Source organism: Methylobacterium sp. CM6257 (genome assembly GCF_054611515.1).
In genome coordinates this window covers 1,674,700-1,695,783 of sequence record NZ_CM137735.1, presented here as the reverse complement: position 1 = coordinate 1,695,783, position 21,084 = coordinate 1,674,700, and the positions used below count along the sequence as shown (strand labels likewise).

At 62.6% G+C, this 21,084-nt stretch carries 19 protein-coding genes and 1 pseudogene; 14 read left to right on the top strand and 6 right to left on the bottom strand.

The features are described from left to right. Positions 1–13: 13 nt before the first annotated feature. Both ACYCO6_RS08185 and ACYCO6_RS08180 read right to left on the bottom strand, forming a co-directional pair. Positions 14–193, bottom strand: coding sequence for a hypothetical protein (locus ACYCO6_RS08185; RefSeq protein ID WP_459770950.1), 180 nt, complete (start codon positions 191–193; stop codon positions 14–16). A gap of 88 nt (positions 194–281) precedes the next feature. After that, positions 282–512, bottom strand: coding sequence for a hypothetical protein (locus tag ACYCO6_RS08180; RefSeq protein ID WP_459770949.1), 231 nt, complete (start codon positions 510–512; stop codon positions 282–284). Between the two features lie 731 nt (positions 513–1,243). On the opposite strand from ACYCO6_RS08180, the gene ACYCO6_RS08175 reads away from it, so the two are divergent. The 5 genes from ACYCO6_RS08175 to ACYCO6_RS08155 all read left to right on the top strand — a co-directional run bounded on the left by ACYCO6_RS08175 (position 1,244) and on the right by ACYCO6_RS08155 (position 6,564). Further along, on the top strand, positions 1,244–1,693 hold the full coding sequence (locus tag ACYCO6_RS08175; RefSeq protein WP_459770947.1) for a hypothetical protein: 450 nt from the start codon (positions 1,244–1,246) through the stop codon (positions 1,691–1,693). 323 nt (positions 1,694–2,016) lie between these two features. After that, a complete protein-coding gene (locus tag ACYCO6_RS08170; RefSeq protein ID WP_459767750.1) occupies positions 2,017–2,346 on the top strand; it encodes a PRC-barrel domain-containing protein in 330 nt (109 codons plus the stop codon). 292 nt (positions 2,347–2,638) lie between these two features. Continuing rightward, a complete protein-coding gene (locus ACYCO6_RS08165) occupies positions 2,639–2,821 on the top strand; it encodes a hypothetical protein (protein WP_459770945.1) in 183 nt (60 codons plus the stop codon). Positions 2,822–4,072: 1,251 nt separating this feature from the next. Further along, positions 4,073–5,947: a cation:proton antiporter domain-containing protein gene (locus tag ACYCO6_RS08160; protein ID WP_459770943.1), complete on the top strand. Its 1,875-nt coding sequence runs from the start codon at positions 4,073–4,075 to the stop codon at positions 5,945–5,947. 323 nt (positions 5,948–6,270) lie between these two features. Beyond that, the gene (locus tag ACYCO6_RS08155; protein ID WP_459770941.1) at positions 6,271–6,564 is read left to right on the top strand and encodes a hypothetical protein; all 294 of its coding nucleotides are present in this window, start codon (positions 6,271–6,273) and stop codon (positions 6,562–6,564) included. A gap of 1,193 nt (positions 6,565–7,757) precedes the next feature. Here ACYCO6_RS08155 and ACYCO6_RS08150 read toward each other — a convergent pair. Next, positions 7,758–7,889: a hypothetical protein gene (locus ACYCO6_RS08150; RefSeq protein ID WP_459770940.1), complete on the bottom strand. Its 132-nt coding sequence runs from the start codon at positions 7,887–7,889 to the stop codon at positions 7,758–7,760. Positions 7,890–8,146: 257 nt separating this feature from the next. On the opposite strand from ACYCO6_RS08150, the gene ACYCO6_RS08145 reads away from it, so the two are divergent. Both ACYCO6_RS08145 and ACYCO6_RS08140 read left to right on the top strand, forming a co-directional pair. Beyond that, a complete protein-coding gene (locus ACYCO6_RS08145; protein WP_459770939.1) occupies positions 8,147–8,908 on the top strand; it encodes a Crp/Fnr family transcriptional regulator in 762 nt (253 codons plus the stop codon). A gap of 576 nt (positions 8,909–9,484) precedes the next feature. Next, a complete protein-coding gene (locus ACYCO6_RS08140; protein ID WP_459770937.1) occupies positions 9,485–9,679 on the top strand; it encodes a hypothetical protein in 195 nt (64 codons plus the stop codon). Between the two features lie 629 nt (positions 9,680–10,308). Here ACYCO6_RS08140 and ACYCO6_RS08135 read toward each other — a convergent pair. Further along, positions 10,309–10,830: a recombinase family protein gene (locus tag ACYCO6_RS08135; RefSeq protein ID WP_459770935.1), complete on the bottom strand. Its 522-nt coding sequence runs from the start codon at positions 10,828–10,830 to the stop codon at positions 10,309–10,311. A 149-nt stretch (positions 10,831–10,979) separates the two neighbouring features. On the opposite strand from ACYCO6_RS08135, the gene ACYCO6_RS08130 reads away from it, so the two are divergent. The 4 genes from ACYCO6_RS08130 to ACYCO6_RS08115 all read left to right on the top strand — a co-directional run bounded on the left by ACYCO6_RS08130 (position 10,980) and on the right by ACYCO6_RS08115 (position 17,212). Beyond that, entirely contained in the window at positions 10,980–11,234 is a 255-nt protein-coding gene (locus tag ACYCO6_RS08130; protein WP_459770933.1) for a hypothetical protein, read from the top strand. Positions 11,235–12,729: 1,495 nt separating this feature from the next. Beyond that, positions 12,730–13,689, top strand: a complete 960-nt coding sequence (locus ACYCO6_RS08125; protein ID WP_459770930.1) for a hypothetical protein — start codon at positions 12,730–12,732, stop codon at positions 13,687–13,689. 8 nt (positions 13,690–13,697) lie between these two features. Further along, on the top strand, positions 13,698–15,029 hold the full coding sequence (locus ACYCO6_RS08120; RefSeq protein WP_459770928.1) for an HlyD family secretion protein: 1,332 nt from the start codon (positions 13,698–13,700) through the stop codon (positions 15,027–15,029). Next, positions 15,017–17,212, top strand: a complete 2,196-nt coding sequence (locus tag ACYCO6_RS08115) for a peptidase domain-containing ABC transporter (RefSeq protein ID WP_459770926.1) — start codon at positions 15,017–15,019, stop codon at positions 17,210–17,212. Before ACYCO6_RS08120 ends, ACYCO6_RS08115 begins: the two co-directional genes overlap by 13 nt. A 476-nt stretch (positions 17,213–17,688) precedes the next feature. Here ACYCO6_RS08115 and ACYCO6_RS08110 read toward each other — a convergent pair. Both ACYCO6_RS08110 and ACYCO6_RS08105 read right to left on the bottom strand, forming a co-directional pair. Beyond that, positions 17,689–17,769, bottom strand: a pseudogene (locus ACYCO6_RS08110) (IS5/IS1182 family transposase); the annotation flags it as partial. A 251-nt stretch (positions 17,770–18,020) separates the two neighbouring features. Further along, the gene (locus ACYCO6_RS08105) at positions 18,021–18,515 is read right to left on the bottom strand and encodes a winged helix-turn-helix transcriptional regulator (RefSeq protein ID WP_459770924.1); all 495 of its coding nucleotides are present in this window, start codon (positions 18,513–18,515) and stop codon (positions 18,021–18,023) included. Between the two features lie 99 nt (positions 18,516–18,614). Between ACYCO6_RS08105 and ACYCO6_RS08100 the strand changes: the two genes are divergently transcribed. The 3 genes from ACYCO6_RS08100 (at position 18,615) to ACYCO6_RS08090 (ending at position 20,595) form a co-directional block, all read left to right on the top strand. Further along, complete coding sequence (locus tag ACYCO6_RS08100) at positions 18,615–19,274, top strand: glutathione S-transferase family protein (protein WP_459770922.1); 660 nt, start codon at positions 18,615–18,617, stop codon at positions 19,272–19,274. A 28-nt stretch (positions 19,275–19,302) separates the two neighbouring features. Then, entirely contained in the window at positions 19,303–19,833 is a 531-nt protein-coding gene (locus tag ACYCO6_RS08095) for a dihydrofolate reductase family protein (protein ID WP_459770919.1), read from the top strand. A 306-nt stretch (positions 19,834–20,139) separates the two neighbouring features. Then, positions 20,140–20,595, top strand: a complete 456-nt coding sequence (locus tag ACYCO6_RS08090; protein WP_459770918.1) for a hypothetical protein — start codon at positions 20,140–20,142, stop codon at positions 20,593–20,595. Positions 20,596–21,084: the final 489 nt, after the last annotated feature.

Genomic DNA, 21,084 nt, shown 5'->3' with positions numbered 1-21,084 from the left:
AAGTCGACGGAGGTCAGCCGGCTGCCTCCAGCACGCTGGCGACGGGGTTGGCGGCCATCAGTAGGCAGAACGCGCCGAATATCGCTGTCCCGATAATGCCCAAGACGAGGTCGGACGTGCGCGGCGCGCCCGGGCTCTGACCACCGAACGCGAGTTGCTGAAGCCGGCGGGTTCGGATCTGCGAATACGTCAAGGTCAGCCTCCGTCTGCGCGGCTGGAATGATTGCTAAAGATGACTTGGCCGCCGCTACGCCGCACCCTCGTCCGGCGGCCTAGGCGGGTCAGGACGCGAGGGTGATCAGGGCGCCCAACACGCCGAGCAGGCCTACGGCCGTCGAGGCAACGACGCCGAGCACCCAGCCGGCCCGGTATGTGCCGTTGTCGTTTGCGGGTCTGGGACGCTCGCTCGGCCAGCGACGCCACCTGCGGCAGCCGGAGGGCGCCTCCTCGTAGTCGCCTGACGGCGTGGCGTCAGGCTGATGGCGGCACGACATGGCCGGAGCATCGCCCATCTGCGCCGATCCCAACTAGGCCACCCGAGACTTGGTGTTCGGTCAGGTCGGGCGCGCTGAGACCGCCACCGTACCGCGCCCAGTCCTCGATGCAGCGTACCCGGGCCGATGGGGAAGGCTGCCGTTCGAATATCGCCGATAACCGCGCGCCTGGGCGATTTTCCCGCCGACCGCGCCATGCACGGGCGAGCCGTGCCGTCCGGGCCAATGCTGTCCTCATGCCGCTCCTTGCTGATTCGACCGCTGCAGAGAAGGCCCGCACGGTCGCGTCGGGGTGCGTACCGGCGGTCCGCATGCGGACGCCGTCATCGACCCTCACCCTTGCGGAGACCCCGGGCATTGCCCCGGGTGCTCTGCGGAGGTTTTGGCGATCCTGCTTAACCATTCGTGAAACGGCCATCGCCGCGCCAAGCCCGCCACGAGGGCGCGCCTGTGCGGTGTCAGGGTTGCCCCGACAGGGGTGCGGTCTTCTCCGACTGCTGCACCGCGCCTCGCGACCCAGATCATTCATCGCACGGGATGGGGGCTGCCACGTGAGCCGGGCAGTTCTGCCGGTCCAGGACCGTGACGGGGGTGAACGGGTCGCCGCCGATCCGGACCCGTCCCGTACGGCACGCCCTCACGAAGAGCCTGCACTCCAGGCTCTCGGTCGGCCTGTCGAACTGTCGAGGCCGCTCCGCGGTCGATCCTCGCGCCGCACGCCGTCCGTTCACGGCAACCATGGAGTCGAGATGATGAAACCTCTTGCAGTCGCCCTCGCGGCGGTGTCCAGCCTCGTCCTATTCGCGCCAACAAGCGAGGCACGGCCCTTCGGCAGGGGGCACGGCTTTGCCGGTCACCATGCCGGGCTCCACGGTTTCCGGGGTGGCCACCACGGCTTCCGCGGTTTCAGGGCTGCGGGCTTCCGGCACCATTACCGCGGTTTCCGTGGCTATCGCAGCGTCGGCTTCCGTCCGGCCCGTTACGGCTACGGACGCCACTACGGCCACTACGGCCACTACGGCTACCGCCGCGGCTATCGCGGGCTCGGTCTCGCAGCTGGCCTGGGCCTCGGCCTAGCCGCAGCGACCGCCAGGCCTGCCTACTACGGGGCCTCCTACGGGTACGGCTTCCCCTACGCCTCGGTCGGATACCGCTTCGGCTACGGCGTGGGTCGGCCTTACTACGGCTGCGGCTACTGAGACGAGCATGAACACGGGACGCCCCGTCGCGGATGCCGCCCGGGTTTCCTTCCCATTAAACGGACCTGGTTGGCACAAGGCCCTCCTTCCCGCTGCCGGTGCCGTGCCCTCCACACGAAAGTCAGGACAGCACCATGAAGTACATCGTTCTCAGTACCCTCGCCGCCAGCGCGATGCTCGCGGCTCCCGCATTCGCCCAGGATAAGCAGGCGCAACCGTCGAACGCGCAGACAGCCCCGATGAAAGCTCCGGCGGCGGGTACTGCGATGCCGGCTGCCCCGAACAGTGCCAGCGGGAGCTCTAACGGTTCAGGAGGCATGACGATGGCCGATACTGCGGCCGTCAAGATCCGGTTCGTCACCGCCAAGCCGGCCGAGGTGACCTCCTCGAAGCTCGTGGGCAAGAACCTCTACAACAAGCAGAACGAGACGGTCGGCGAGATAGAGGACCTCGTCATAGAGAACGGCAAGACGGTGACCGGTGTCGTCGTCAGCGTCGGCGGCTTCCTCGGTATGGGCGAGCGTTACGTGCTGGTCGACCCTTCGACGATCTTCCTCCACCGCGCCGACGGGTCTCTCAAGGCCATGGTCGACGCCGACAAGGACACGGTCAAGAACGCGCCCGAATTCAAGTACGACAAGAAGAATACCTGACCACCTCACTGCGAGGGCTCGGCCATCTTGCGCCAAGCCCTCGCTCCGATATCGCCACTCAGGAAGGGCGAACTCGGGCCGGCGCCGGCGCAACGGTCAAGCTTCGCTACGACGGCGGCATGTCATGGTATTCCTGATACGTGTCAGTGAAAACGGCATGTCTGCGCAAACCGGTTGCCGGATGATAGAATTTAGGCGCCACTCAGCATGGCTGACCAGAGGATATAAGCCGCCTGGAAGCTTAGCGCATATGTTGCATCTCGTCGCTGCAGATGACCGGATCGCACGCATTGTGGACGTACGCAGCCTGCAGATCGGCACCGACAGCGTGCTGCTCGCCATGGTTCTCGCCTTCCGGGACGGCGTGAGCGCCCAGGACAGGGATGCCGCATTCGCCGAAGCTTACGGGCGGGTACGCATGCAGTTGCTGGTCGTCGGCTCCCTCTACCTCGTGCCAGCACGACGCGGACCATGAGCGCCTTGAGCCCGAGCTCTGGTCGGTGAAGGTCCGGTAGTCGCGCGAGCCAGACCCAAAGCTTATGCCGTTGGAGCGTCCGCTTTCGGGATGCCGTCGGAGGCCGCTATACGGCCGAGATGGGCGCAAAGCCGAACGTCCGGTCCTGCGTGCGATGGCGATCCGGCGTGACGGAGTCTGGCCGATTGCGGCCCGTCCGTTTCTGGACAGGAAACCGGAAAAGCGGACGTCGCTGTGATACCTGCTCACGACCGAGCCTGAATGAAAACGCCAGCGGCTCGGATTGCGGTAGAATATCTATCCCTGTCCGGCGAAGTCGGCCTCTTGAGGGCCTGTTCGGCCTGCGGAGGGACCCAAGCTCACTAATAGTAGAAAATTGCCCGGTGAAATTTCCTTCCGGCCTTCAGAACTTGTGCGACGTCGCACAGGCAACATCGGCCGATGACGCGCGCCGGGATGAAGGCTCGACCTCCAGACCGTTAACAAACAGGATCTCCAGCTGCAGAGTCGCCACATGCACCGTACATCCGCAAATGCCCGCAGAGTTCGAAGCTCACTGGCTGGCCGGCAGGCTGAGCCGCCCATTCGTACAGTAGATCTCGTGTGGGCCACGACCGGCATCGCGCTCCTTGGTGGCCTCTGCTTACTGCTCGAGGCCTGCTTGGCAACGGAGGCCCAAGGTCTCGTCGACGTAGCTGGCGCGCTGAGCTGAACGCACCCCTGTCTTGGCCGGACAGATGGGAGACCAGACACCATCGGCGCAGGCTCATGGATGAGGCGGACCTGTCCGAGCTGTATGCCAGCTCTCACTGCGGGGTAAGGCCCTGACCGGCCTGCAGCACCGCCGCTGTTGGTCGACGAGCGCAAAAACACTCGCGTCAGAGAGGCCGCGCAGCCCGCCTCGTCCATTTCGCTGTAATGCCGGGATCAAACATCTAGTAGCACGGCGCTATGGACTGCCGCGAGGAGATCGTCTCGGAAACCTGGCAGATAGGGCTGCCTTCCGCGAGCCGCGGCGTGGGCTCTGCCTCCCGGGCCAAGATGCCCCTGCAGCGTTTGCGCCCAGGGACGATCGTGTCTCGCTGCGTCTCGCTTGGTATGGCGTAAGCTGCTTCCGCTCAAGCCCGATTGCACTGCCTATTCGGTCGCGTTGACCACCCGCGGCACGGCTGCCGGGATCTGTCTCGTGGTCTCATCCGTCTAAGATCATGGTTCCGAACGCCCCGTCCGCTTTCTGAAGGCCACGATTCATTGCCGCATGCGACCGAACTGATCGCAATCATCGCTCTCGGGCTGACGCTCGCTTTCATCTGCGGGATGGTCGCGCAGCGCCTCAGGCTGCCGCCCTTGGTCGGCTATCTCCTGGCGGGCGTTCTCCTGGGGCCTTATACACCGGGATTTGTCGGCGACAGCAACCTGACAGGTCAGCTGGCAGAGATCGGCGTGATCTTACTGATGTTCGGCGTCGGTCTGCACTTTTCCTTCAAAGATCTGATGACCGTGCGCGCGATCGCCTTGCCGGGGGCAGTGGTGCAGATCGTGGCGGCCACGGCCATGGGCGTTGGCCTCGCTGTGGCTTGGGGTTGGAGCCTCGGCCAAGGACTGGTCTTCGGCCTCGCTCTCTCCGTGGCGAGCACCGTGGTCCTCTTACGGGCCCTGGAGGAGCGCGGTCTGCTCGACACCGACGACGGGCGCATCGCCGTAGGCTGGCTCATTGTCGAAGATCTAGCGATGGTGCTCGCGCTCGTCGTCCTGCCGGCCCTTGCACCTTCCCTCGGGGGCGAAGCGAAGGAGGCCGTGCACGGTACAGCCCGCGTGTTCAACGAATTCATCGGGCGTCTCGTCGGACCTGACTATGCCGGCAGCCTCCTGCTCACCATCTTTTTGACGCTCGCCAAAGTTGCGCTTTTCGCGAGCCTGATGCTGGTTGGCGGACGCCGCTTCATACCTTGGTTGCTCGATCAGGCGGCGCGTACCGGCTCGCGGGAGTTGTTCACCCTCGCCGTCCTGGCGATGGCCCTGGGTATCGCTTTTGGCTCGGCGGAACTGTTCGGCGTCTCGTTTGCGCTCGGGGCCTTCTTCGCGGGAATGGTGCTCGCTGAGTCTGATCTCAGTCATCAAGCCGCAGCCGACTCCCTGCCCCTCCAAGACGCCTTCGCGGTGCTGTTCTTCGTCTCCATCGGCATGCTGTTCGATCCGAGCATTCTCCTCCGTGAGCCGCTCTCGGTCCTGGCGGCGCTCGGCGTGATCATGGTCGGCAAATCGCTCGCCGCAGTGGCGATCGTACTGGCCTTCCGACACCCGATTGGCACGGCTTTGACGATCGCCGCGAGTCTGGCTCAGATCGGCGAATTCTCTTTCATCCTGGTGACGCTTGGCCTGTCGCTGAAATTGCTGCCGGAAGAAGGGCGCAATCTGATCGTGGGGGGAGCCCTGCTCTCAATCACGCTGAACCCACTCTTCTTTGCACTTGCGGCGCAGATCAAGCGGGTCCTCGCCATGCGTCCGGATCTTGCTCCCCGTTTCGAACGCAAAAGCGTGGCCGATGAGGCAGTCTCATTCGAGGCGTCACGGAGACGCGACCACGTTGTGATCGTCGGCTACGGGCGCGTAGGCAGCAGTATCGGAACGACGCTGCAGGCCTGGGATCTGCCGTATGTGGTGGTGGAGCGTGACCGGCGTCGCGTGCTGGATCTGCGCGCAGCGGGAGTTCCGGCGGTCTTCGGGGACGCGACCGCGCCCGGTATTCTTGAAGCGGCCGACATCAGCGAGGCGCAGCTGCTTGTGATCGCCACGCCTGACCCGCATCAGGCCCGTCGGCTTGTGGAGGCGGCACGCTCGTTGAACCCGAAGATTGACACCGTGGTCCGCACCCACAGCGAGGCCGAGCGGCGGCACCTCGAAGAGGATCGGGTGGGTCTCGTCCTGATGGCAGAGCGGGAACTGGCACTGGGCATGTCGCTCTACGCGTTGCGCAGTCTCGGCGTGAGAGAGGGTGAGGCACGCCTGTTCATCGACTCGGCCCGAACCGAAAGCCAGTTCGGATCGGAAAAGGCAGCGGGACCCGTGAAAGGGAGTCCTGAATTGAGACACCAGCACGATGAGGATGGCGACGGTTTTTCGTGATTTCATGGCTCAAAGCTGAAATTAATTATTGTGACGAAGATAGATGATAAGTAAATTTTATTTAAGTAACATCTTTTGAGATCTCGGCTGCAGAGTAGATATTTCAATTGATAATCAGAATTTAGTTCGAGTGCCTGCGTGGTCGAGCTGCGGGTCGAGAGCTTTCAGCCACTTGATGCGGCACAGGCACCGCCACCACCGTGTGCGAGACGGCTGGGGCCCTCCGGGCCCTGTTCCCTGCGTACGGCTTGTCGCGGCACCCTGCGACCGGCGCGGGAATACAGCGGCCGCATCGGACGTTCCCCTTATCCAGGAGGGTAACGATGCGCATCCTGACCCTGACCGCTTCCCTGGCCCTCGCGGCGGCCATCAGCCTCGCCGGCACCACCCTGACCGTGGCGTCACCCCTGTTCGCCGGGGCCGGCCTGACCCCGGTTGGCGACGTGGGCCTCATCGACCTCGCGCAGTACGGCTATCACGGCCGGCACCATCACCATCACCGAGGCTGGGGCCATCGCCATCATGGCTGGGGCCACCACCATCACTACCGGCGGCACCATCACGGCTGGGGTCACCATCACCATCACCACCACCACCGGCGGCACCACCACTTCTGACCATCGGTCGCACCGGTCCGTGAGCTCCCGCGATGCCCCGGTCAGTGCGGGCTGACGCCGTGCGGCGGTAGCCGTCGAAGCGCGCCCGCCGCTGGGCATCCGCATGCGCGCGCTCGATCCAGCCGCGGCGCAGGAGCAGGTCCCGGCAGTGCAGCAACGCCTTCACCACCTCTGACCCACCCAGTGCCGCGGCAGCCTTACCCTGGCGACGCATGGCCGAGCGGTGAGCCTTCTTCACGGGTTTGGCCTTCCCGGCCTCGATGGCCTCCAGGGTGGTGACCAGAGCCGACACGATTGGTGCGACCTCGCGCCAGGACGCCGCCGCCGTCTGCTCGAGCTAGGCCCCAGGCTCCCAGCTCGGTGCCGGTGCACAGAAGCTGGTGGTTAGCGTGCGCTTTACGCGGCGGTCCTCATGATCTGTCACGACTGGCTTCAAATCCCGAACGCCTGACCTTTCCAGGAATTGGTTTAGAGGCAGGAGGGCACCATGGCCCACGACCAAAGCAGCCGCGCTCACGCATCCGGGAAGACTGGTCGGAGGCGGCGTGGTGAGGACGGTTACCCGCAGACGCCACCCACACCTGAGCAGCAGGATGCGGCCAACCGGACGAAGATGACCGTGACCAAGGAACCGGAGCCGAACCCGCAGGAGACCCAACAGCCGTCGGGCGGGAAATAGGAGGCCTTACGGACTGTCCGGCCGCAGTGCCGGTCACGATGCCGACGAGCAGGTGCGAGACGGCCCCCTTGGCGAGTGCGATCTGGCTCGCCACAGCCAATGCGGTCGAGGGCGCAGCGCTCGGCCGAGGTGCGGTCGGGACGGGGCAGCCGGCCATCAGTTGGGCGAGGCACAGCGGCTCCTTCACTCGGCGAGCAGATCGGCCCGCTGCGGTGAGCACGGCCTTGGGGCGGTCGCGGTTCGAGGGCTCCATCGCCGCGATGTCGTCGATTGGTGCGGCGACTTGGACCGGACGGCCTTGGACCGGACGGCCATTGAACCACGTCGCAGCGTCTTTCGGCCTGCGCAGCGCGTCGGAACGCGCGGCCGGTGCCCGCGCGTCGTTGGTGTAGGCGAGAACGGCAAGGTCCGAGACGATGCTGACCGCGGCTGGCGCGGTCTCCTCAGCCGAAACATGCCGTTCGATGCGGTCGCACACGCTGTCGAAGGGAGCGCGGGCCATGGCGGCTCCCCCTCAGGCTGCAGGTCTGTTCAACGCGCCGTAGCTCGCCGGGATCTGGCGGCAGTCGTTGGCGGCCAGCGCGTCGAGGCCGCAGCAGGCGGGCTCCAACGCGGTGCGAGCGAGGATGGTGCGGAACCTGGCCACCTACCTCTTCGCCGAGCGTCGCGATCCACGCTTAGCGTTAGCGTACTCGGAACGCGTTTCACGCGAGTTGAGCCATGTCGGCAACATGCCGAATACGAGAAATGCCACATATGTTATAATTTGTATCAGAAATCCGTGACTTAGGGTAAAATTTCTATTCCATGCCGTCCGTGCAATACTGCAATGCAGCCAACGGTTACAAATCTGGCTTATGAGCTCTCGCATGTAAGAAGTTGAATTACCTTGGTGGCGATTCAGTGGCGACCAACCCTTTTTTGCTGCAGCTCGAACATGCCGGTCCACTGACACTGGCGGAACGAGCCGAGCTGCAACATCTGACGTCCAAGCAACGGTCGGTGCGAGCTCGTCTCGATCTTGGGGAGGGCGACGCCTCAGATCGCGTCTACCTGGTCCTGAGTGGCTTCGCTTGCCGCTACAAGGTTCTGCACGCAGGTGACCGTCGGATCGTCTCCTTCGTTCTGCCGGGGGACCTCTGCTATGTGCACGACACTGGCGTGTTTGGGCGCAATCTCCGGGTCGGTACGCTCACTCGCTGCACGGTAGTAGACATCTCCCGCTCCAAGCTGGCGGAACTGATCAGGGCTCATCCGGGCATCCAGCGCGCGCTCTGGTGGGTGACGCTGCGGGAACTCAGCCGCGCGCGGGAGTGGATCGTCAACGGCATCCGACCCGCCGAGCACCGTTTGGCACATCTCCTGTGCGAGTTGCTGGTTTGCCTGCAGGTCGTCGAACTGGCAAACGAGAACAGCTTCACGCTCCCGCTGTCGCAATCCGACGTGGCCGATGCGTTGGGCATCTCTCCGGTTCACACGAACCGCATTCTGCGGGCCTTGCGGGAGGGCGGTCTGGTGACTTGGAGCCGTCACCACGTGGACATCCCCGACGTGGAACGACTGAAGGCGTACGCGGAGTTCGACCGGGGCTACCTCTGCTTTGAGGGCTTTGCACCGCAGCCGCGTGTAGGAAGCACGCAGCCGTCTCTGGCTCGTGCGCTCTAGACCAAATGTTCGCCCGAGAGGGGGCGAGCATTTGGTCTAGCTTGAACGCCTTGAATGACATCGAGACAAACCAGCGGCAGCAGGCCAAGATCGCCCGGCGGCAGGGCCCAGCGCGACAGCGAGTGCGCCTACCGGGAGCGCAACGAGTACGTGAGTTCCAAACGCGACGCCCGATCGACGCGCCGCTTTGATCGGCCCTCACCTACTCGACGATGTGGCACTTCACGGGCGGCCGATTTAGGGTGGGCGTCCGCGGGCTTACTTGATGGAGCGGTCCCATCGCCGGCCACGGTCTTGGCGGGCTTCAGGATGCTCCTGAACACGGTTGCGTGAGATCAACAATCTGTTTGAGCCAGATCAATAGCCATTCACACAATGGCGCCAGGCTGGCATGCCAGTTGGACGGGGAAGGCGCCTCTCATCCCCTCGCGATGCGCCTTGGGTCGTCCACGCAAGCCGCCACGCCCGCGCAGTCCCGTGGTGGGCTGGTCGCGATGCAGCTACACGGGTGGCAGATCGGCCCTGGTGCCCCGGAGCTCATCTGGCGGAACAGACCTCCCCGACCGGAGTGTGAGCATGACCGAGATGCACAACACCCGTTTCTACGTCCTGGACGCGATGGCGGCCGTGGAGCGCGAGATATCACACCGGCTCGGCTTCGGGCCGTCTCGCTCACTCACGATGACCAAGGAAGAAACGATGCAGGCGCGCGCCGAGGCCGCCGCCGAGAAGGCGCTCGCTGAATTCGAGGCTGCAAGAGCGGCAGATTGAGTTTCGATGCCGGAGTGATCCGTCCCTGGCATCGACGGCGAGGGCGGCTCCTAGAGACGTGCGGTCGCTCTCGTCACCCTATCGGCCTTCTCTGGCTCGACCCAACTGCAGATGCTCTGCAACTGCATCTTTCTAACTATCCCCAGAAGAAGCCCGCGCTCATTGGAATCTAGCATGCCATATTTCGTCCTTATGTGCCGCAGGTAGTCGGCATCAGATTGAGTCACGGCATTCTCCTTTGTTGGACGATGCTCCAGAGAATTGAGAATGAGCCGGATGGTCTGTGGTTGCTCTCAGGGTCGTGCCTGCCCCGCTGCACCTGGACAGCCGCCCATTGGCCACCGTGAGCTCCTGGGATGCGCGGAGCGGCCCCGCCAACTGATTTTACGATTGATACTGCTCGCGCGGAATTGATGTCGTGCTCGGGTCGACAGTCTAGAAAGATGCGCCCAGCCGTGTACCGTGGCTGAGCAGTCAATTCGACTGCGGCGTATCCTCCCTAACCTCTGGCCGCTCCATTCGGGCGGCCATCTCTGTGTCTGGCCATGCTCAGAGCCGGGCCAGGACCCGTGAGATCTGAACGGTCGACCATGTGCCGGTGCCGCGAGCTGCAGGAACGCCGCGCACATTCAAGGCCGCTGCGATCTCCCGCAGGGATGTAGCACCGCCCGGATCTCAGCGAACACAGAGGCCAGAGCGGTCGCCCGGTTGTTCGCCTCGGCAACGCGCGTCTCGGTGCCCTTGGCCTTCACCTCCGGAGTCAGGACAGCGCCACGATCACCACCAAGCTGTGTAGCTTTCCTGGCGGCCTTCAAGTCGGCCCGCTGCTCATCCGTGAGCTTGACGTAGAACTCCCGCTTGCGTGCAAGAGCGGCCGTGGTCCCGGCCGAGATGGCGCGACGTTCCTCATCCGCGACCAGCGCCATGACGCCGAACGTCAAACGGTGCGCATGCGGGTTGTCGGTGGCGACGAACTCGATCCCGGCCTTCTCAAGTCCGAGTAGGAAGTAGGCGTCACGGCTGAGCCGGTCGAACCTCGCGATCAGCAGCTTGGCGCCGTAGATCCGGCAGGCCGCGATGGCGCGCCGCAGCTGAGGCCGGTTCGCGTCGCTCTTGCCGGACTCGACCTCCACGAACTCGCTGCAGACCATCCAGTCGCCGCCGTTGCGTTAGGTCTCGACGGCCGCGCGCTGCGCCTCAAGCCTGAGACCACTGTGGCCCTACCGTTTGGTGCTGACCCGTCATCCAGGAACTCGCCAATGAGGTAGGCGCCTTCGTCATTGTCAGCTCACACCGCTCGATGGCTGATATCGCTCTCCGCAACCGACACAATGCGCTGCGCGAGGCGCCGACGGATGTCGCTAACACTGGTCAACTCCACACTGCCTTCTATGACCGCACCCGCCTGGCGACTTGGGTCCGGCACTACCCCGGCCTGATCACCTGGGTAAGGGAGCGGATCGGCCGCGCGCTCGTTGGCTGGACTCCCTACGGTTCGTGGAGTGGTGCAGCGGAGGGTGTTGAAGCAGAGTATCTGTTCGAGGAGAAGGAGTGACTGCCTCCGATAGTTTTCGGACGTTCTCGCTGTCAGACGCTTCGCTGTCGGAGAGGCAAGCGAGAGCTTCTGGCGCGCTAGTCCGATAGCAAGCACGGAAATGCTTGGACTCAGCGCTGGCGGCCGCATTCGCACTTGAGACGGTAATCAGTGTGCGGATGCGCTGCTTGGCCCGTTGCAGCGTGATCGACCAGAGCTCCAGCGCGCACTTGAGCGCGGCTGAGAACATCGCGCTCTCCGAGCCGAAATCTCTCAGATAGGGTGCTCAGCGTGCAACTGTAAAGCTAAAGGCAACACGATTGCGAACAGCAGATAAGTACGTGAGCGCATGACCAGCAGCCCCTCCGAGTCGGCTTCTCACAAGATTATCCTGCAATTGTGCCGGTCTCCGGGGTAAATATTAATCACTGGTAAATTGCTGCTCATTTTGTCCTGTATGCGGCGGATGTTAAGCAGCAAAATCGAGATGTATCACCATAACGTACATCATTGAAGATTTATTAATTTTGTAATATTTCATACAAAAAGTAAAATCGACGATTTTTACTTTGAGAATGGAATGAGCGTTCCCGCGCGGTATCTAGCTTGTCTGTTTATCATGAGAATGACCGCATCGCGAATGCTTAGGGCCGGATTGAATTGCGTCCAATTTTGCCTCAGCAGCCGTTCGCCATACTTCCGGCGATCACCGAAGCACTCTGTATGGGTGCTGGTTTGGACGTTCAAAATTTTTTCTACTTGACATGGTAAGTGAATCGCTTCAGATTTCGTGTTTCCAGGGACGACAGCCTGCTTATTCGCGTTGCGGTAACAATACTGATGGCTTAATCCAAAAGATAAATTGATAAAAACCAAGTAGCACTGTATTGTGATACCTCAGAATTGTGTCTATTTTTGATTAATGTCTGTTTGCACGGAATTTTTTTAAAATTTTAGGTCATGTCTACCAACGCAGTTGGGCAAAAATTCGTCCTGATTTGCCCGTCATATTAAGGTAATCCGGCCCAATCTGCTCCTTAATTTGCGTATCAGGAGGGGCGAGCCGAACGAGGATTTGGATCTTGTTGCGGCGCGAAGCAACTCGACGCGTGGCTGTGCGGCATCGGGATATGATTTTGGTTCGATTCAGGGTTGTATTGAGAGTTGCCGCCTCTCAATATGCTTGCTCTGGCCGGAATAAGTTCACGTTCAGAGCATGTTAATTGCGGCTTTCCAGCAATGGAGAGATCCAATGCGCGAGCTCACTAGCAATGAACTGACGCATGTCTACGGCGCGGGCTCCTGTTATTCGGCATCTAAGTGCAAGAACAACGGCAGCAAGAGCAAGGGCAAGAGCCGGACCCGCCACGCGAGCCGCTCGAACCGGCACTCGAAGTCACGCGGCAGCAAAAAACATTGCGCGTAAGCGCCAAGCGCACCGGCGGAAGATCGCCGGTGCGCGCATACCACGGCGAGTCGGGCCGCCCGTGTCTGGCGGCAGCCTTGGGAGGACGAGATGGACGCTCGGGAGAAATGGCCCTTGGCCTGTCACGAGCAGGGGACGAGCATCAGGGAAGCTTGGCTGCTTGGGCAGCCCGGTCTCCAGGATTTCCTGGACTATGTCGAAGACCATGCGCTCCGCATATCCACCGTGCCTCGCTCGGAGCTGGTCGATGAATGGCGCGCGGCGAATGACTACTACCATCGTCTCGAACTCGACGAGGCCGGATCGGCGGACGCCGTCGAGGTCCGCGACCTCGAACCGGAATGCATCAGGTTGGCCGAGGAGGTGCGGGCCGATCCGCGCTACCGCCGCGCCTTCGACAAGGTGCCGACCCGCTTCGCCTTGGTCGAACTCGACCGCCTCGTGGTGACGCAGTCCCACATCGACCTCGACCACGCCGAGCGGCTCAAGGCCCGCGCCGGTGCTCCTCAGAGCGCCGAGGCGCTGTTCCGCTTCTGCCAGCCTCTCGGCGACTTTGAGGCGCCCGTCAGAGTCCAGAAGGCCGGCCCACGCCGGTACCTGTTCTCCTCGGCCTCGTCGGATCTCCGTTTCCACGAATGCCTCCTGCTCCGACCTGAGGACTTGGCCGAACACATCGCTTACGGCTCAATTAGCGGCGCAATATCGCTCGTCGTCGGCTTCGGGTCGAACTTTCTGAGCGTCGTCGAGTCCGACAGGCGCTTGCTCCTGCACAACGGCCATCACCGCGCCTACGCACTGCGCGCCATGGGCATCCAATACGCGCCATGCATCGTCCAGACGGCAACCCGTGGCGAGGAGCTCGGCCTGCTGGCGTCGAGTAAGATCATGGCGTCGCCGAGTTTCTATCTCCGCGCGGCGCGCCCGCCGCTCCTGAAAGATTTCTTTGAACCCCGGCTCCGCAAGGTGATTCAGGTCCGCAGGACCTCGCAGGTCATCGAGCTGAGCTTCGAAGTCAAGGATTATTCAGTCAGGACGCTTAACGACGCATAGGCAAATCCATGACCCAGCATGGAACTGCTTGCGAACTCGCGGCCGGACAGGAGCAACTGCCCATCCAGCGGGAGTCGCTGTTTCGGGCCGAGGTCCTGGCCGAGGGGCAGGCACAGTGGCTCGGAACCGTACTCCTGGAGCCACGTCTCGCCCACTGGATGTTCGCCCTCTTCGCCATGGCAGCAACAGCGGCCGTGCTGTCGCTGCTCTTCTTCGGCTCCTACACGCGCAAGGCGCGTATCAACGGCTGGCTCGTGCCGGAGCAGGGTGTCGTCCGGAGCTTCTCCCCGCAGGCCGGCGTGATCAAGGAGGTCTTCGTTAGAGAGGGCGTGACAGTTCAGAAGGGCAGCCCAGTCCTCGTCGTCTCGACCGAGATGCTGAGTAGCGCGGCCGGGGCGACCCGACAGGAAATCGTCAGGCAACTCAAGCGGCGCCGCGACAGCATGCTCCAGGAAAAGGGCATTCAACGGCGCGTCTTCGAGGATCAGCTCGACGGCGCGCGCAAGAAGCTCGACATCCTCAACGCAGAGCAGAAGCATCTCGAAATAGAGATCAGCCTGCAGAAGATCAAAATCGAGATGGCCGACAAGACCGCAGCGCGCCTTCGCGAGTTGCGCAAGCGCGACATCGTTACTGCTCCGCGGATGGAGGATGCCGAGAAGGATCGGCTTGAGGAGGCGGCCAAGCTCCAGGCCTTGGAGCGCAGCCTTGCGACGCTGGAACGGGACCAGGCAGAGGCACGGGCCACCACGCGGGCCGTACCGCTGCGCCGGCAAACGCAGGAGAATGAGATCGAGCGCAATGTCGCGGCCCTGGAGCAGGACTTGGCCGAGGCCGAGTCGCGCCGGGAGATCGTCATCACGGCGCCGCAGGATGGCACGATCACCGGCCTCCAGGCCGAAATCGGTGGTAGTGCCACCACGGCAGTTCCCCTCTTCGCCATCGTGCCGTCTCGGTCCAGGCTGCAGGCGCAGCTGTTCAGCCCAAGCCGTGGCATTGGCTTCCTGCGCACCGGGCAGCGGGTGCTGCTACGTTATCAAGCCTTCCCGTACCAGAAATTTGGCTTCTACGATGGAGTCGTGGCGAGTATATCCCGGTCGGCTCTGAGCCCAGCAGAATTAAACCAGTCCTTGACCGGGCTGACGGCGCTATTTGGCGCGAATGAACCCGTTTATCGAATCACAGTCGACCTCGACCGTCAGAGCGTCGTCGCCTATGGCCAGGCGGTGCCGCTGCAGCCCGGCATGCAGCTGGAGGCGGACGTGTTGATCGAGAGTCGCCGCCTTATCGAGTGGGTGCTTGAACCTCTATACACCCTGAGCGGATCATGGCAGGCGTAGCTGCACTGGAAGGCCTAAATCTCGGTTGGGGCCGCCGCGTCCCGATGCTGCTCCAGACGGAGGCGGCTGAGTGCGGGCTGGCGAGCCTCGCCATGGTCGCGAGCTACTTTGGCTACCAGACCGGTCTTGCCGAACTGCGTCGCCGCTATGGCATGTCACTCAAAGGCGCGACGCTCAATGAGCTGATGCGGATCGCGGATGAGCTCGGTTTCGCCACCCGGCCGTTGCGGCTGGAGCTTGCAGAACTTGGACAGCTGCGGCTGCCCTGCATACTACACTGGGACTTGAACCATTTCGTCGTCCTGCAGAAGGTCGCACGCGGCAGCGTCGTCGTGCACGACCCGTCGAGCGGCATCCGGCGGATCAGCAAGGCGCAGCTGTCGCGCCACTTCACCGGCGTGGCGCTGGAGCTTTATCCGACCGACCGCTTCGTGCCGGCCGCAGCGCCCCCGCGCATTCGCACCCTGCGGCTGCTCGGCCGCACTGTCGGCGTGAAGCGGGCGCTAAGCCATCAGATTATCCTGGCGCTGGCTATCGAGGTTTTTGCGATCGCAAGCCCGCTCTTCCTGCAATGGGTGGTCGACCATGCCGTGGTCGCTGCCGATCATGACCTTCTGCTGACGCTCGCGCTCGGTTTCTCGCTGCTGCTGCTGATCCAGACGGCTGTGACCGCCATGCGGAGCTGGATGCTGATCGGCCTAAGCGCGACGTTGAAGGTTCAGTCACGCGCCAACCTGTTCAGTCACCTCATCAACCTGCCGACAACCTTTTTCGAAAGCCGGCATCTCGGTGACGTGCAGTCCCGCTTCGCCTCGCAAGAGTCTATCCTCCAAGTCGTCACGACGGAGCTCGTCGAAAGCATCATCGATGGGATCATGGCCGGCATCACGTTGCTGATCATGGTCCTGCTCGCGCCCGACCTCGCCGCCGTGACGGTGATCGGAGCACTGCTCTACGCGGGTCTGCGATGGGCCACCTACACGCCACTGCGCGAGGCATCCGCCGAGGCCATCGTCTGGTCTGCGCGGCGCGACAGCCATTTCCTTGAAACCTTGCGCGGCATCCGCACGATCAAGCTGTTCAACGGGCATGAGGAGCGGCGTGCGCACTGGCTGAACCTCCTCGTCTCCGCGACCAACCGGCAGCTCTCGGTCGAGCGGCTCCGGTTTCTGTTCAAGATCGCGAACAGCTTGCTCTTCGGGTTTCTAAAGATCATCCTGATCTGGCTCGGCGCACGTCACATCATGGCCAACACGATGTCGGTCGGCCTGCTGCTGGCGTTCCTCCTGTACAAGGACCAGTTCCTCGAGCGCGTCGCGGAGCTCATCAACAAATTTGTCGACCTGAAAATGTTGCGCCTGCACGCGGAACGCTTGGGCGACATCGCTCTGACGGAGCCCGAACCGCGTAGCGCGGCCCGCCTTCGGCCGGAAGGATATCCGCCGCAAAGCGTTGAGTTGCGCCACGTCAGCTTCCGCTACGGGGAACACGAGCCCTGGATCCTCGACAATGTGAGCCTGCGGATCGAGGCGGGGGAATCGGTCGCCATCGTTGGTCCCTCTGGTGGCGGCAAGTCGACGCTCCTGAAGATCCTGTCCGGCCTGGTGGCCCCGACCCACGGTGAGATCCTGATCAACGGCGAGCCGATGACCCGGATTGGGCTGCAGAACTACCGCTCCATGCTGGGCGTCGTGATGCAGGACGACCAGTTGTTCGCAGGTTCGATCGCGGATAACATCAGCTTCTTTGCCGAGCAGCCGGATTTGCCGCGCATCGTTGAATGCGCGAAGTTGGCGGCTGTGCACTCCGACATCATCCAGATGCCGATGGGGTACAGCACATTGATCGGCGACATGGGGACGGTGCTGTCCGGCGGCCAGAAACAGCGGGTGCTGATCGCCCGGGCACTGTACCGCCGGCCGGGCATCCTCATGCTCGATGAGGCAACGAGCCATCTCGATGTGGACCGCGAGCGTGCCGTCAACGCCGCGCTGTCCGCCGCCCATGTGACGCGGATCGTGATCGCGCACCGGCCCGAGACCATCCGCGCGTCGGGACGAATCATCACGCTGCGCGACGGCAGGGTGTCCTCACTGCGAACCGACGAGACGGATGGCGGGGTCGAATTGCATCTGCCTCCGGCGACGCCGTTCATGGTGGAAATCGTGGACGTCGCGACTTGACGGCTCCGCAGGAGCAGCGAGCGTGAACGTGGAGCGTCCTACTGGGCGCACCCGACGAACTTTCACCACCGCCTGTCGTTGAGCTCGGGCCCGCAATTTCGGGAGGCCATTAATACTAGGTTTCACGACCTAAGTATTGATCGTCAAGCCACTGCTAGGAGTAAAAATCGATTATTCAGCGTCTATGACGCGGAAGCTTATCAAGGACACGCATAGCGGTCTCATGGTGTGATCGGCATTGAAAAGGGACCCATCCGCTCCCTTCCAGATCAAGCTCTTAGCGCGCCGATCGGCGTCCGAACCGCATTCTGGATTACACCGTGAAGGACCGCGCGGGGCCGAAGGAGACGGTCTTTTGGCCGTGAAAAAGGCGGGGCGCTCGACCCGAGCGCGATGCACCGGGTCGTGAAGGCGGTCGCGGCACGCGCCGGCCTGCCGCCGGAGGTGTCCTTGCACTGGCTGCGCCACGCCCACGCCAGCCACGCCAGATACGGCGCCACGAGCGCCCACTCTTCATCGCTGACGTCGGACAGGTAGGCAGCGCGTTCCAAGCTCATCCTCGGAAGCGCACCGCCGCATCAGCAGTTCATAACACGCTCTAGGCTCGGTCGTGCCGGGCCAACCGGATTGTTGGTAAGCAGTCTTTCTGAAGGTCCGACAAGAGTATGCTTGCGGTACTCTGATCGGCCTTGAACAATAGCAGTGGGCGGAGAGCTATTGGTGGGTTCTTGGCCGATAGCGGACTAGCCGTTGCTGGGTGACGCGATTGCCAGAACAGGCGCGCTCGAACGGCACAGGGATGATTTGTCTACTGCCGGCCTTCGTTCACGACGCGGTCGTAGGCGGCCTGCAACTCCGCCAGCACCGCGCGCTTTGGCGAATCGGCGCCGAGATGTGTGGCCCGCAGTTCGTCCATGAACGCTGCCCACAACTCGGGCCCACCCTGCTCCAGAAGTTCGGCCCTGATCGAAAGCTCCGCCGAAACCGGGGTGTGGCGCCGCCCCCATGCGCCCATGTGGGCGAGCAGAGGCACAAGCTGGATCGCCGGTTCGGTCAGGTTGTAGATCGCCTTCTGCTTATGGCTCGGATCGTCGCGCCTCGTCAGCAGTCCGGCCGCAACGAGCCGCTTCAGCCGATCGGCGAGGATGTTGGACGCGATCCCCTCCTCGCTGTTCGTCAGCAGGTCGCGGTAGCTTCTGCGATTTCCGAACATCACGTCGCGGATGACAATCAGGCTCCAGCGATCGCCGACCATCTCCAACGTCAGGTTAATCGGGCAGCCGGAGCGCTGCTCTGCCTTCATTATCGCCTCTGCTCATTGGATCGCTTGCACGATGCGAGCAGTGGGACTAGCCTGCAACCGGTTGCGATTTGCAAGCGGATTGCCGAGGGGGGATCGAATTTGTCGCTCGTGCTCTACGGACACCCGTTCTCCTCGTATTGTCAGAAGGTCGAGGTGGCGCTCTACGAGAACGGTTTGACCTTTCAGTATCGCATCCTCACACCCGACAACCCCGAAGCCTCCGCCGACTGGGCGTCACTCTGGCCGCTGAAGAAATTTCCGGTGCTCGTCGACGATGGTCGGGTGGTCGCAGAGTCGAGCATCATCATCGAACACTTGGACGTTTTCCACCCAGGCCCAGTTCGGCTGCTGCCCGAGGATCCAGGCGAGGCGCTGGAAGTCCGGTTCATGGACCGCTTCTTCGACAACCACGTCATGACGCGGGTTCAGCAGCCTGTGAGCGAGGCGCTTCGGCGGGACGGAGGTCGCAAGGAGGAGGCGCTCACCCGATCAGCCGAGGCGCTCGAAACCGCATACGGCTGGCTGGAAGAGCGGCTGGCCGGGCGCGCCTGGGCGGCGGGCGATCGGTTCAGCATGGCAGACTGCGCCGCCGCGCCTTCGCTGTTCTACGCGGACTGGGTGCACGAGATCGGCGACGCCTTCCCAACCGTGCGCGCCTACCGTTCGCGCCTGCTTGAGCGCCCCTCATTCGCCCGTGCGGTCGACGAGGGGCGGCCCTTCCGCTCCTTATTCCCGCTCGGCGCACCGGACCGGGACTGAGAGAACAAGGCGGCAGGAGCTTGCGTGCATGGCAAAGCTGATTTTCGGGATGAATCAGTCCCTCGACGGCTTCGTCGATCACACGGCGTTCGCGCCAGCCCCTGCTCTCTTCCGGCACTGGATCGAACATGTGCGGGGATTGAGGGGCAGCATCTATGGTCGGCGCATATACGAGATCATGCGGTACTGGGACGACGAGCACCCTGAGTGGGGCGCAGAGGAGCGCGAGTTTGCGGCCGCGTGGCGGAGGCAACCGAAGTGGGTTGTGTCGCACACCCTGGAGTCGGTCGGCTCAAACGCCGCGCTGGTTGGCAAGGAACTTGAGGCAGCGGTGCGCGGGCTCAAAGCCGAGCACGCCGGAGAGATCGGGGTCGCCGGTCCGGAACTCGCGCGGAGCCTGACGGCGCTCGGGCTCATCGACGAGTACCGCCTCTACTTTCACCCGGTCGTGCTCGGCCAGGGCAAGCCCTTTTTCGCCGGCCCCCGCCCGCCGCTGCGGCTTGTATCCAATGAACTGATCGAAGAGGACGTCGTCAGGCTGACCTACGTCCCGGCTTGATGGCACGCCTCACGCGGACGCCGCCCGAGATCATAGCTCCGCTATAGGGCGGTAGAATAATATCTTTTTTGAGCGGGCGTCCTCCGAAGCGGACATGCCGCTTTCGGCCAGTAGATGCCGAAGTCGACCCGTTGGACTGCTCGGGAGCGGACGCTCTGACCTTCAGCATGGGTGATCTTCTATCCTTTCCGTAAGAGGTGGCTGAGGACTGGGATGCAGCACCGTCCCTGAGCCATAGAGCCCCAAGCGCGCAGCAACCTACTTGCTGACGCGTGCCCATATGTTCGGCGATGGCGCCGCAGCCCCTTGCCGTCTCACCACGCCCAGGCAAAAATCGACTTTCGCGTCTGGCATAAAATAGATGGGAAAAAGAGTTCGCATCAAGGACCAGACAACATAAAAGCAAGCATCAAAGAGGCGCAATCCACACTCATTCCGGAGCTCATCTACTTGGGGCGAAAGAACATCCGCTACCTCTTCACGGAAATGGCCGAGCAATGCGCTCGTCTGATGGAAGCCATCGGCTGGAGGCACAACACATGCGAGCGAATGGAAGCCTGCGGCACGATGGACGAGAACGGCAACAACATGCGGCTCTGCGGAGTGCCGTTCTGCCCGCGCTGCTTCATGGTGAAGCGCGGCAGAGAAACGGGCAAGACCATCAAGAAGCACTTCGCAGGAACCGCCAACGACGACATGGCATTCCTGACGCTGCAGGTGCCATCCACGTTCGGTCTCGGCAGTAGATCCGTGCATGGATGAAACGGAGACGAGCATCCGCAACATGATCCGCTACAAGCGGAAATCCGACCAACGTTGGAACTCCGTGCGTCGCGGAGTTTCACCAGCACAAGCACGTAGCTGAAAACATCAAGACGCTGGTGCGCTGCTCGATGAAGCTCCGCATAGAGACGGACTACAAGATGACCACTGCGTAGCTGGCATGGAATGGCACAGCCATGTCGTTGCAGAGGAACTGGTGGAAGAACGAGGACATCACCGCGTATATGGATTGGTTGATGTCGAAGAGAGGTGGGTTTGAGAGATCGAAGACGCGTATCGTTCCTGAGAAGGCCTAAATTTCACAACTTTTACACATATGATACAAACTGGCTTTGCTTGTGCCGATGATCAAGCATTCGTCGCCGCTACTACGCTTAGGAGCGAAGCGGCTGACGCGTCTGGGCGGTGAGGTCGGACAGCCTGCATGCCACGAGACACAGGCAGGTCCATGTGGGCGGGAAGCTTGAA